Source organism: Bowdeniella massiliensis (assembly GCF_023634005.1).
GTDB lineage: Bacteria > Actinomycetota > Actinomycetes > Actinomycetales > Actinomycetaceae > Bowdeniella > Bowdeniella massiliensis.
Window position 1 is genome coordinate 1 of record NZ_JALIQR010000020.1, and the last position, 11,960, is coordinate 11,960.

Annotated in this window: 9 protein-coding genes and 1 rRNA gene; 8 read left to right on the top strand and 2 right to left on the bottom strand. The window is 65.2% G+C overall.

Annotated elements, in window-relative coordinates; all coding sequences use genetic code 11:
• Together rrf and MUN85_RS11805 are read left to right on the top strand one after the other, a co-directional pair.
• Window positions 1-79 (top strand): 5S ribosomal RNA (gene rrf / locus MUN85_RS13090); the annotation flags it as partial.
• Window positions 80-187: 108 nt separating this feature from the next.
• The gene (locus MUN85_RS11805; RefSeq protein ID WP_250506882.1) at window positions 188-1,156 is read left to right on the top strand and encodes an aldo/keto reductase; all 969 of its coding nucleotides are present in this window, start codon (window positions 188-190) and stop codon (window positions 1,154-1,156) included.
• On the opposite strand, the gene MUN85_RS11810 is transcribed toward MUN85_RS11805, so the two are convergent.
• Window positions 1,153-2,745 carry an aspartate:alanine exchanger family transporter gene (locus tag MUN85_RS11810; protein ID WP_250506883.1) on the bottom strand — a complete coding sequence of 531 codons (1,593 nt, stop codon included), beginning with the start codon at window positions 2,743-2,745 and terminating at the stop codon, window positions 1,153-1,155. The two genes, MUN85_RS11805 and MUN85_RS11810, sit on opposite strands and share 4 nt — an antisense overlap.
• A 279-nt stretch (window positions 2,746-3,024) precedes the next feature.
• Here MUN85_RS11810 and MUN85_RS11815 point away from each other — a divergent pair, with 279 nt between their 5' ends.
• From MUN85_RS11815 to MUN85_RS11840, 6 genes are all read left to right on the top strand, one after another.
• Entirely contained in the window at window positions 3,025-4,830 is a 1,806-nt protein-coding gene (locus MUN85_RS11815; protein ID WP_284501165.1) for an acetolactate synthase large subunit, read from the top strand.
• A 2-nt stretch (window positions 4,831-4,832) separates the two neighbouring features.
• Window positions 4,833-5,372 (top strand): acetolactate synthase small subunit, encoded by a 540-nt coding sequence (gene ilvN, locus MUN85_RS11820; protein WP_250506884.1) that lies wholly within the window; start codon window positions 4,833-4,835, stop codon window positions 5,370-5,372.
• 30 nt (window positions 5,373-5,402) lie between these two features.
• Window positions 5,403-6,428, top strand: a complete 1,026-nt coding sequence (gene ilvC, locus MUN85_RS11825; protein WP_250506885.1) for a ketol-acid reductoisomerase — start codon at window positions 5,403-5,405, stop codon at window positions 6,426-6,428.
• A 90-nt stretch (window positions 6,429-6,518) separates the two neighbouring features.
• The gene (locus tag MUN85_RS11830) at window positions 6,519-7,604 is read left to right on the top strand and encodes an LCP family protein (protein ID WP_250506886.1); all 1,086 of its coding nucleotides are present in this window, start codon (window positions 6,519-6,521) and stop codon (window positions 7,602-7,604) included.
• 81 nt (window positions 7,605-7,685) lie between these two features.
• Window positions 7,686-8,741 carry a 3-isopropylmalate dehydrogenase gene (locus tag MUN85_RS11835; RefSeq protein WP_250506887.1) on the top strand — a complete coding sequence of 352 codons (1,056 nt, stop codon included), beginning with the start codon at window positions 7,686-7,688 and terminating at the stop codon, window positions 8,739-8,741.
• Between the two features lie 103 nt (window positions 8,742-8,844).
• Entirely contained in the window at window positions 8,845-10,029 is a 1,185-nt protein-coding gene (locus tag MUN85_RS11840; RefSeq protein WP_250506888.1) for a cobalamin-independent methionine synthase II family protein, read from the top strand.
• A 1-nt stretch (window position 10,030) separates the two neighbouring features.
• Here MUN85_RS11840 and ilvD read toward each other — a convergent pair whose 3' ends face one another.
• A complete protein-coding gene (gene ilvD / locus MUN85_RS11845; RefSeq protein ID WP_250506889.1) occupies window positions 10,031-11,908 on the bottom strand; it encodes a dihydroxy-acid dehydratase in 1,878 nt (625 codons plus the stop codon).
• Between the last annotated feature and the right edge of the window lie 52 nt (window positions 11,909-11,960).

An 11,960-nucleotide genomic window follows, 5' to 3' on the forward strand; every position in this document is an offset into this window, starting at 1 on the left:
TCCGAACCCGGAAGCTAAGCCCTCCAGCGCCGATGGTACTGCACCCGAGAGAGTGTGGGAGAGTAGGACACCGCCGACACCACCCAAACCCGGTGGCCCCACCAACAAGGTGGGGCCACCGGCATATACACCCCACAACCCTCGCCCCCAAGCGAGGGTTTTCTTGTGTGCGGCTACGATGAAAGTCATGCGCTACCGTCACGTAGGAAAATCTGGTCTCGTCGTCTCTGCCATCGGGCTCGGTTGCAACAATCTCGGCCGTCCCGGTACCGCAACGGAAGAGCAGTCCGGTGTCAACGCGGTCGTTGACGCGGCGCTCGATTCGGGCGTCACGTTCTTCGACGTCGCCAACGTCTACGGCAAGGAACCGGGGCTCTCCGAACAGATGCTTGGCACAGCTCTCAAAGGCAAGCGCGATCAAGCAGTCATCGGGACGAAGTTCGGGATGGACGTCGGCCACCTGGATGGACCCGATTATGGGGCGCGAGGGAGCCGCAGCTACATCATCGCCGCTGTTGAGGGCTCGCTACGACGACTGCGGACCGACTACATCGATCTCTATCAGTTCCATACGCCGGATGCGCTGACCCCTATCGAGGAAACGCTGCGTGCACTCGATGATCTTGTGACGGCAGGAAAGGTCCGATACGTCGGACACTCCAACCGTGCTGGTTGGCAGATCGCTGAAGCGGAACACGTAGCTCGTGAACTGGGCACAACCCGATTCATCTCATCGCAATCGCACTACAACCTCATCGATCGCCGAGCCGAGTTCGAGGTCGTCCCGGCTGCTCAGCACTACGATCTCGGTATCTTCCCGTACTTCCCGCTAGCCTCGGGACTCCTCACGGGCAAGTACTCCAGTGGTAAGGCCCCAGAGGGCTCACGCCTATCTCGGGGCGATAAGTTGGCCAAGGCTGACCTTGACCAACTCCGGGCGTACGGCGAACTAGCCAAGGAACACGAGGTGTCTAAGGGCACGCTCGCGCTGGCGTGGCTCTCCTCCCGGCCCCAGGTCGCCTCCGTGATCGCGGGAGCGACGAAGCCTAGCCAAGTAGAAGAGAATGCCGCTGCAAACGAATACGAGCCGAGCCCGGCTGTATTGGCCGGGCTCGACGAGATCTTTCCTTCGCCTGCGAAGGTGGCGTTGTTTTAGAGGCCACCCAGGATCTGGGCGATGAGAATCTTCGCGATCATTGCCATCGGGTAAACCATGGCGTAGCCAAGAGCCACTCGCGGGTCGGTGTTTGTACGGGTATTGGCGTAGGCCAAGACCGCGGGCTGTGTCTGGGTGCCGCCGAGGACGCCCGCAGTGCGGGTGCCACCGAGCTTAAAGACCCAGCGCATCACGATGTAGATACCCGCGCCCACAATCGTCGTGACGACGACGCCTAGGACGAAGATCTTCCACCAGGATCCGCCCGTGAAGGCATTGGCGATCTGGCCGCCGGCAGCGGTGCCCGCGTACGCGAGGAAGACCAGCAGACCGAACTCGGAAAGCACCTGGCAGGCGGTGTAGGGGATTGCGGTGACGACCTTACCGATACGTCCAATCTTGCCCATCACCAAGCCAACAATGAGGGTTCCTGCGGCAGCGCCGATCGAGAAGGTCGAGCCGCCAGGGAGCATAATGGGCGTTTCACCGATGAGGATACCGAGCGCCATGCCTAGGCCGAGAGCGATCGGGTTGATATCGGAAAGGCCGCGGGCCGAGTCGCCAAAGTATTTGGAGATGCCCTTCATCTTGGAGGTGGGGGCAACGACACGGACGCGGTCGCCGAGCTGCAGCACGAGGTCCGGGGTGCCCACCATATCGACATCCCCGCGGCGCACACGCGAGACCGTCGCGCTGAACTTCTCCTCGAGGTTCAGTTCGTGGATCTGGTGGCCCGCAAGCTTCGGATCCGAGACGGTGATGCGCCGGAAGTCCAGGTAACGCCGATCGGCGAGCAGCGAATGCGAGGAGCCGTGCCCAAGTTCTGCGATGGCCTTGTCGAGATCTTCTTGCGGTCCGACGACGGTGATGAGGTCATCGCGGTACAGGACGTCGGTCGGCATCGGCGTGGTGATCGGTCCAACCTCGCCGCGCCGCAGGCGGGAGAACTGCAGGCTGGTGCCGAGGACCCGTTGCAGATCGGCGATCGCCGGCCGGTCATCGCGCTCCACGCGAATGGTGCGGTTTGCGATCGGTGAAGGGGTGTCCTTGTCACGCTTGCCGTAGTTCAGCGCGAGCTGCGCAAAGACGAGCATGCCGATAACACCGAAGAGGTAGGAGATCGAATAGCCGACGGTTGCGAGATCGGGTTGCCCGGAGGCCGCGCCCGCGGATGCTAGGGCCGGGGTGTTCGTGATGGCGCCGGCAAAGGTACCGGCAATGAGAGGGACTTCCATTCCCAGGGCGCTACCGACCGCATAGGCAGCTCCACCGGCGGCGATCAATACCGCGAGCATGCCAAGGATCGGCCCGCCGGCGGTGCGCATCATGTGGAAGAAGTTTGGTCCCGAGTTCACGCCAATGGCAAAGGCGAACAGGGCAAGACCCAAGATCCCAATATCGTGCGCGACCTTGAGCTCAGCGCCGTAGGTCAGGCCCCAGGCGGACACCGCAATCGCCATGAACAGGACAGCGGCTGCGCCGAGGCCGATGCCGCGAATCTTGAGGTGGCCCAGCGCCATCCCGGCGCCGACGAGGATAAATAGCAGGAGGACTTGGTTTTCTGCCAGCAAGCTGAATATCGCGTGCATTGGCATCCCTTCTGGGGTGGTTCGGCGACGGAATACACCGAGGAATCTCGAATGGACGTCTCTTAGTCTCCCACGTCGAAGTCCCATGATGTGGGACAGGTGTCCCGTGCGCCAGGTCACTGGATAGCATGGCGCCATGCGCAATGAGATCGTCATTCTATCCCTCGTCGTCATTATGCGGCGCGCGGGGTCGAACTGACGTACCCACAATCGCGCGCCCTTCACCCACATAGGTGAAGGGTTTTTTAGTAGCAGCACGAGTCTCCCGGAGTAGAAACCATGACCCGAAGCACTGCCGAAGCTGGCAGACCACCCACGGGCCGCAGTGGCGAGCCACCACAGCGCATGACGGGTGCCCAGGCCGTCATTCGTTCGCTTGAGGAACTCGGTGTTGAAACCGTCTTCGGCCTGCCGGGTGGGGCGATCCTTCCGACCTATGACCCGCTGTTTGCCTCCACGAAACTGCGCCACATCCTCGTGCGTCACGAGCAGGGGGCCGGGCACGCCGCGGAGGGCTTTGCGGCGGCTAGCGGCGAGGTCGGGGTATGTATTGCGACGTCGGGACCGGGTGCCACGAACCTCATTACGGCGCTCGCCAATGCAAACATGGACTCGACGCCGATGGTGGCGATTACGGGCCAGGTCGCGGCGAACTTCATCGGCACCGACGCTTTCCAGGAGGCCGATATCGTCGGCGCGACGATGCCGCTGACGAAGCACTCCTTCCTCATTACCGACGCCGCAGATATTCCCGCCCGTATCGCCGAAGCGTTCTACATTGCGCGAACCGGTCGTCCGGGCCCGGTGCTCGTCGACATCACGAAAACCGCCCAGGTGGGCGAGATGGACTTCTCGTGGCCGCCGCAGCGCAGCCTGCCCGGCTACAAGCCGCGCGTGAAACCGCATCATCGCCAGATCAAGGCGGCGGCGCGGGAGCTGCAGGATGCGCGCCGCCCGGTGCTGCTCGTGGGCGGCGGGACGATCCGCTCGGGCGCCTCGGCCGTCGTAACCGAACTCGCTGATGTCACGGGCGCGGCCGTCGTGACGACCCTCATGGGCCGCGGCGGCGTGCCGGACTCGCATCCGAACCACCTCGGCATGCCGGGCATGCACGGCTCGGTGGCGGCCGTGGCCGCGCTGCAGCGCGCCGACCTCATCGTCGCGCTCGGGGCACGCTTCGATGATCGCGTCACGGGCGACCTGGAGACGTTCGCGCCCGGGGCGCGCGTCATCCACGCCGACATCGACCCCGCCGAGATCTCGAAAAACCGCACGGCCGATGTGCCAATCGTCGGCGATATTCGCGAGGTCGTGGAAGACCTGCTGCCGACGGTGCGCCACCTGCAGGAAAAGGAGGGCAAGGCCGACCTTGCCACGTGGTGGCGGCAACTGAACGCACTGCGCGAGAATTATCCGCTCGGGTTTACTCCCACCGAGGATGGGCTCATGGCGCCGCAGGAGGTCATCGAAAAGCTCGGCGCGCTCGCCGGTCCCGATGCGATCTACTGCTCCGGCGTCGGCCAGCACCAGATGTGGGCGGCGCAGTTCATCTCCTATGAGCGCCCGAACACGTGGCTGAATTCCGGGGGCCTTGGCACGATGGGGTACGCGGTCCCGGCTGCGATGGGCGCGAAAGTTGCGATGCCCGAGCGCGAAGTGTGGGCGATCGATGGCGATGGCTGCTTCCAGATGACGAATCAGGAGCTGGCCACGTGCACGCTAAACGACATCCCGATCAAGATTGCGCTCATCAACAACTCCTCGCTCGGCATGGTGCGCCAGTGGCAGACGCTGTTTTACGACGGACGCTACTCCCACACGGACCTGGAAACCGGGCACGAGAGCCGCACGATCCCGGACTTCGTCAAGCTCGCCGAGGCCTACGGCTGCGTCGGGCTGCGCTGCACCCGGCCCGAGGACATCGAAGAGACGATCCGCAAGGCGCAGGCGATCAACGACCGCCCGGTGCTGATCGACTTCGTCGTCTCGCGCGATGCGATGGTCTGGCCGATGGTACCGGCGGGCGTGTCCAACGACGAGATCCAGTACGCTCGCGGGCTCACCCCGCAGTGGGAGGAAGAGTAACCATGGCTAAGCCGACCCATCACCGCCACACGCTCAGCGTCCTCGTCGAGAACAAGCCGGGTGTCCTCACCCGGGTCGCCGCCCTGTTCGCGCGGCGCGCCTTCAACATCCACTCGCTGGCCGTCGGCCCGACGGAAAATGACGCGATTTCGCGCATCACCGTCGTCGTCGACGCGCAGCGATTGCCGCTGGAGCAGGTGACCAAGCAGCTGAACAAGCTCATCAACGTCATCAAGATCGTCGAACTCGACGAGGTTGAATCCGTCCAGCGCGAACTCCTGCTCGTCAAGGTCAAGGCCGATGACCGCTCCCGCACCGCGGTGCTGCAGGTCGTCGAGCTCTTCCGCGCCCACGTCGTGGACGTCTCCCCGGAGGCCGTCATCGTCGAGGCGACGGGCGCGTATCCGAAACTTGAGGCGCTGCTCACGGCGCTGGAGCCCTACGGTATTAAGGAGATCGTGCAATCGGGCTCCGTGGGGATCGCGCGCGGCGCCAAATCCCTGGCCGACCGAACCTACGAACGTAACCGCCGCGGCGCCTAGCCGCACCGCCCACCCGAAAGGAATGCCCCCATGGCAGAAATGTTTTACGACGACGACGCCGACCTCGGCGTCATCCAGTCCAAAAAAGTCGCGATTATTGGCTACGGCTCGCAGGGCCACGCCCACGCGTTGAACCTGCGCGACAGCGGAGTGGAGGTCGTTGTCGGGTTGCGCGATGGCTCCGCCTCCAAGGCTAAGGCCGAGGAGCAGGGGCTCGTCGTCAAGGAGATTGGCGAGGCTGTTGCCGATGCGGACGTCGTCATGATCCTGACGCCCGACCAGGCCCAGCGCGGCGTCTACGCCGAACACATCGAGCCGAACCTGAAGCCGGATGCAGCACTGTTCTTCGCGCACGGCTTCAACATCCGCTACGGCTACATCACCCCGGGCGAGGGCCACGACGTGTGCATGGTCGCGCCCAAGGGCCCGGGCCACACCGTGCGGCGCCAGTTCGAAGACGGCCGCGGCGTGCCCGCGATTATCGCCGTCGAGCAGGATGCCTCCGGCACCGCCTGGGACCTCGCGCTCAGCTACGCCAAGGCGATGGGCGCGCTGCGCGCCGGCGGGATCAAGACGACGTTTACCGAGGAGACCGAAACCGACCTCTTCGGCGAGCAGTCGGTGCTGTGCGGTGGCGTCTCCAAGCTCATCCAGTACGGCTTCGAAACGCTCACCGAGGCGGGCTACCAGCCGGAGATCGCCTACTTCGAGGTGCTCCACGAGCTCAAGCTCATCGTCGACCTCATCAACGAGGGCGGCATCACCAAGCAGCGCTGGTCGTGCTCGGACACGGCCGAATACGGCGACTACGTCTCCGGCCCGCGCATTATCACGCCCGAGGTCAAGGAGAACATGAAGGCCGTGCTCGCCGACATCCAGGACGGCACCTTCGCCACGCGCTTCATCGAGGACCAGGACGCCGGGGCGCCCGAGTTTGAGGTCCTGCGCGCTGAAGGCCAGAACCACCCGGTGGAAAAGACCGGCCAGGAGCTGCGCAAGCTGTTCGCCTGGAAGACGATGGACGCCGACTACGAGGACGGCTCCGCCGCGCGCTAACGCGCGAGGTTATCGCCGGGCGGCTCAGAGTGTGGGGCCGCCCGGCGACCTCGTTTAGGATAGGGGCGGTCATTCGGGTTAGGAGAGGTCATGGACGAAACAGGCGCACCCGAGCCGCCTTCGCGCCGGCAGCTGCGAGGTAAGTCGGATCGCTCCGCCCTGCGCGCCGCGGGCCGGCAGGCCGCTACCCGGCAGCGCTCCCGGGGCCGCAAGGTCCTGGCTGCTCTGCTCGTGATCGCCCTGGTCGTCGTCGGCGGCTCCGTCGGGGCGTTCTATCTCCTGCGCAATCGCTTCGATCACCAGATCGAACGCTTTGACGCCTTCGGCGGCGTGACCAAGCGGCCCACGCCCGTCGCCGTCGATGAGGAGCATCAGCCCATCAACTTCCTCATCCTGGGCTCCGATTCGCGCCTGTCCAAGGGCGACCTGTCGAAAATCGAGTATGGCCAGCAGCGCTCCGATGCGCTCATGGTCGCCCAACTCTCCGGCGATCGCACCGCCGTGACCGTCATGTCGATCCCGCGCGACTCGTGGGTGGAGGTGCCGGGGCACGGGATGGCCAAGATCAACGCGGGGCTGTCCTACGGCGGGATCCCGCTCGCGATCCAGACGGTGGAAAACCTCACGAACATCCACCTCGATCACGTCATGCTCGTCGACTTCGAATCCTTCACCCAGCTGACCGACGAACTCGGTGGCGTCACGATCAACACGCGCGACGGCGCCCAGCACATGAATGGCGAACAGGCGCTCATCTTCGCTCAGACGCGCAAGACACTGCCGCAGGGCGACTTCGACCGGGTGCGGCGCCAGCAGGCGTGGATGCGGGCGATCGCCCAGTCGGTGTTCAACCAGGACATTTTGACCTCGCCGACGAAGATGTACGGCCTGCTCGACATCATTACCAAGACGACGCTCATGGACGAGACGCTGACGATGTCGACGTTGCAGTCGCTCGCGCTCGAGTCGACGTCCCTGCGGCCGGGATCGGTTCGCTTCATCACCGCGCCGTATGCCGGCACGGGCTGGAGTCCCGATGGCAAGCAGTCGATCGTCAACCTCGATATGGCGAAGGCACGCCCCGTGTTTGAGGCGTTTGCCGCGGGCCGGGCGGCCGAGTTCCTCGACGAGAACCCGGGCGCGGCGCCGAGCCTGGATGACCGCCCGCTGGACTAAGGCCGGAGCCGCGCGGGGCGCGCGTTTTCACTAGGAGAACGCTTCGCGCAGCGGGAGTAGGCGGCGGGTTAGCGTGTGCCTATGAACGCAATCGATGTAGCAGTTATTGGCGGCGACGGTATCGGTCCGGAGGTCACCGAGCAGGCGCTTCGCGTGGCGCGCACGGTCTTGAGCGAGCGCGGGATCGAGCTGAAAGAAACGCCCTACGATATTGGGGCGCGCCGCTGGCACGCGACCGGCCAGACGCTCACCGATGACGACCTTGCCGCCCTTGCCGGTCACGACGCCATCCTGCTCGGGGCGATCGGCGATCCGAGCGTGCCGTCGGGAATCTTGGAGCGAGACCTGCTGCTGCGACTGCGTTTCGCGTTCGACCACTACGTCAACCTGCGGCCCTCCATCCGCTACCCGGGGGTGCCCTCGCCGCTCGCAAACCCGGGAGAAATCGACTTCATCGTCGTGCGCGAAGGCACCGAGGGCCTGTACTGCGGCAACGGCGGCAGCGTGCGGCGCGGCACCGCCCACGAGATCGCGACCGAGGTCTCGGTTAACACCGCCTACGGGGTACGCCGGCTCGTGCGTTACGCATTCGAGGTTGCAGCGGCGCGCGAACGCAAACACCTCACCCTCGTGCACAAGCACAACGTGCTCGTCAACGCCGGGGACCTGTGGCGGCGCACCGTCGCGGAGATCGGCGAGGAGTTCCCGAGCGTCAGCACCGACTACCTGCACATCGATGCCGCGACGATCTTCCTCATTACCGACCCGGCGCGCTTCGATGTCATCGTCACCGATAATCTCTTTGGCGATATCCTCACCGACGAGGCGGGGGCGATCAGCGGGGGAGTCGGTCTCGCGGCCAGCGCCAACCTCAACCCCGAGGGTGCCTTCCCCTCGATGTTCGAACCCGTGCACGGCTCGGCGCCCGATATCGCGGGCACGAATACTGCCGATCCGATCGCCGCGATCGGCTCGCTCGTCCTGATGCTGAACCACCTGGACCTTCCCGAGGCAACACGCGACGTGCAGCAAGCGGTGAGCACCCACATGGCGCAGCGCGCTGAGCTCGCGGCCGCCGGCACCCCCTACGAGGTGACGACGAGCGGTGTCGGCGACGCAATCTGCGCGGCGCTCTAGTTCACAGTCTGGACGCGCTTAAGGCGCTCATCCCTTTCGGTACTAGCGTCCTAGGCGTCGGCGAGATCACTCGTCGCAGTGTCCACTGCCCAAGGAGGGTGTCATGTCTCGAATTCGAACCACGCACGGCGGCTCGCTTCCGCGCACCGATCAACTGCTCGCCGCCAACGAGGCGAAGACGCAGCTAGCCCGCGATGAGTTCGAGATGGTGCTGCAAGAGGCCGTCGACGAGGTCGTGAAGAAGCAGCAGGACATCGGCCTGGACATCGTTAACGAGGGCGAATATGGCCACGTGACGACGGGCAAGGTCGACTACGGCTCGTGGTGGGCTTACTCCTTCACGCGCCTTGGCGGCATCGAACTGCGCGATGAGGCTCGCTGGGAATCGGAAAAGCCCGTGCGCTCCACGCCCGGCAACCCGCAGCTGACCTCGTTTCCGGACCGGCGCGATTGGACGAAGTTCAAGGACGCCTATGCGGATCCGACGGCCGGCATTACCGTCGGCAAACTGCCGGACAAGAACCCCGTCGTGACCGGACCCGTCACCTACGTGGGCGGCGAGGAAGCGGCCTTCGACATCGCCCTGCTCAAGCACGCGATGGACCGCTACGACATCGCCGACGGCTTCCTCGCGGCCGTCGCCCCCGGATCTGCCGCGCGCGTGAAAAACGAGTACTACGACAGCGAAGCAGAGTACATGTATGCCTGCGCCGACGCGCTGCGCGAGGAGTACCGGGCGATCGTCGACGCGCGGCTCATCCTGCAGCTCGATGATCCCTCGCTTGCTGAGGCATGGGACCAGATCAATCCCGAGCCGAGCATCGAGGACTACCGCTCGTTCCTGCAGCTGCGGATCGATACTCTCAACCACGCGCTTGAGGGCATCGACCCGGCCAGGGTCCGCATCCACCTGTGCTGGGGCTCCTGGCACGGCCCGCACACGACGGATATCGAGCTCAAGCACATCGTCGACAAGGTGCTCGAGATCAACGCCGACCAGATCTCCTTTGAGGCCGCCAACGTTCGCCACGCCCACGAGTGGAAGGTCTGGCGCGACATCGATCTGCCGGAGAACAAGATCCTTGTTCCGGGCGTTGTCTCGCACTCCACGAACGTCGTCGAGCACCCCGAACTCGTCGCCGAACGGATTGAAAAGTTCGCGAGCATCGTCGGGCCCGAGCGCGTGATCGCCTCTACGGACTGCGGCCTGGGCGGTCGCATCCACCGCGATATCGCGTGGGCGAAGCTCGAATCGCTCGTCGAAGGCGCGCGCCTGGCGAGCTCCTAGGTTAGCGGCGGCCCGTGACGCGAGAAACGTCGCGGGCCGCGCCCTTGGAGGCGCTCGTTGCGCAGGCGGCATACAGCTGCAGGGCGGGCGAGACGTGGCGCTCCCGCGTCGCGGGCGTATAGGGGTGCTCGCGGGATTCTTCGGCCTCGCGGCGCCGCGCGATTTCGGCGTCGTCGACCTCCAGGCGCAGCAGCCCCTCAGTGACGTCGATCGTGATGCGGTCGCCGTCGCGGATGAGCGCGATGAGTCCGCCGTCGGCGGCCTCGGGCGAGATGTGGCCGACCGAGATGCCCGAGGTGCCGCCGGAGAAGCGGCCGTCGGTGATGAGCGCGCACTGTTTGCCAAGGCCGCGGCCCTTCAAAAACGACGTCGGGTAGAGCATTTCCTGCATGCCGGGGCCGCCGGCGGGCCCTTCGTAGCGGATGACGACGACGTGGCCGGCGCGCACCGTTTTGTTCAGGATTTTCTCGATCGCCTCGTCCTGGGATTCGACGACGATGGCCTCGCCTTCGAAGTGGAAGAGCTCGGGATCGATGCCCGCGGCCTTGATGATCGCGCCCTCGGGTGCGATGTTGCCGCGCAGCACCGTCAGCCCGCCGCTTTGGGTGTAGGCGTGTTCGATATCGCGGATGCAGCCGCCAGCCGCATCGGTATCCAGGCTCGCCCAGCGGTTATCGGTGGAAAAGGCCTCGACGGTGCGCACGTTTCCGGGCGCGGCGGAAAACAGCTCGCGCGCCTGTTCGGTGGCGGCGCCGCCGCGGATGTCCCAATCGGCGAGCCAACTCGCCAGATCGGGGGAGTGGACCGAGCGCACGCTGTGGCGCAGGAAGCCGCCGCGATCGAGTTCGCCGAGCAGCGCCGGAATACCGCCGGCGCGGTGGACGTCTTCCATGTGGTAGTCGTTGTGATTCGGCGCGACCTTCGACAGGCAGGGGACGGTATCCCCGAGGTGGGCGATGTCGGCGAGGTCGAAGTCGATCTCGCCTTCGACGGCGGCCGCGAGCAGGTGCAGGACGGTATTGGAGGAGCCGCCCATCGCCATGTCGAGCGCCATCGCGTTGTGGAAGGCATCGGTCGTGGCGATCGCGCGCGGCAGCACGGAATCGTCCTCGTCGTCGTAGTAGGCGCGCGCGAGGTCCATGACGGTGGCGCCGGCGCGCAGGAAGAGGTCCTTGCGAGCGATGTGGGTGGCGAGCGTCGAGCCGTTACCCGGCAACGCAAGCCCGAGCGCCTCGGTCAAGCAGTTCATTGAATTGGCGGTGAACATGCCGGAGCAGGAGCCGCACGTCGGGCAGGCGAGGCGCTCCATCTCGGTCAGGGCGTCATCGCTGATCGCGTCATCGGCCGTCGCATTCATGACGGTGATGAGGTTGCCGTGCCCCGTTTGCGAGCCGCCGATGATCGCGTCGGGCGGGATGTTCTTGCCGGCCTCCATCGGCCCGCCCGAGACGAATACCGTCGGGATATTCAGCCGCAAAGCGGCCAGCAGCATGCCGGGCGTGATCTTGTCGCAGTTGGAGATGCACACGAGGGCATCGGCGCAGTGGGCGTTGACCATGTACTCGACGGCGTCGGCGATGATCTCGCGGCTCGGCAGCGAGTACAGCATGCCCTCGTGGCCCATGGCGATGCCGTCGTCGACGGCGATCGTGTTGAATTCCTTGGCGACGCCGCCGGCCTCGGCAACGGCTCCAGCCACGAGTTGGCCCATGTCTTTGAGGTGGACGTGGCCGGGCACGAACTGGGTGAACGAATTGGCGATCGCGACGATCGGTTTGCCAAAATCGGAATCGCCCATCCCGGTGGCGCGCCACAGGGCGCGCGCGCCCGCCATGTTGCGACCGTGAGTCGAGGTGCGTGAGCGCAGGGGCCGTGCCATGGTCTCGTCCTTTCCATCGGTGCCGTATCACGGCAGTCTACGTCGCCGTCCA

Bases quoted from the DNA above. Each gene is read 5' to 3' on its own strand.
- MUN85_RS11805 (WP_250506882.1), top strand. From the start codon at position 188: ATGCGCTACCGTCACGTAGGAAAATCTGGTCTCGTCGTCTCTGCCATC.
- MUN85_RS11810 (WP_250506883.1), bottom strand. From the start codon at position 2,745: ATGCACGCGATATTCAGCTTGCTGGCAGAAAACCAAGTCCTCCTGCTA.
- MUN85_RS11815 (WP_284501165.1), top strand. From the start codon at position 3,025: ATGACCCGAAGCACTGCCGAAGCTGGCAGACCACCCACGGGCCGCAGT.
- ilvN (WP_250506884.1), top strand. From the start codon at position 4,833: ATGGCTAAGCCGACCCATCACCGCCACACGCTCAGCGTCCTCGTCGAG.
- ilvC (WP_250506885.1), top strand. From the start codon at position 5,403: ATGGCAGAAATGTTTTACGACGACGACGCCGACCTCGGCGTCATCCAG.
- MUN85_RS11830 (WP_250506886.1), top strand. From the start codon at position 6,519: ATGGACGAAACAGGCGCACCCGAGCCGCCTTCGCGCCGGCAGCTGCGA.
- MUN85_RS11835 (WP_250506887.1), top strand. From the start codon at position 7,686: ATGAACGCAATCGATGTAGCAGTTATTGGCGGCGACGGTATCGGTCCG.
- MUN85_RS11840 (WP_250506888.1), top strand. From the start codon at position 8,845: ATGTCTCGAATTCGAACCACGCACGGCGGCTCGCTTCCGCGCACCGAT.
- ilvD (WP_250506889.1), bottom strand. From the start codon at position 11,908: ATGGCACGGCCCCTGCGCTCACGCACCTCGACTCACGGTCGCAACATG.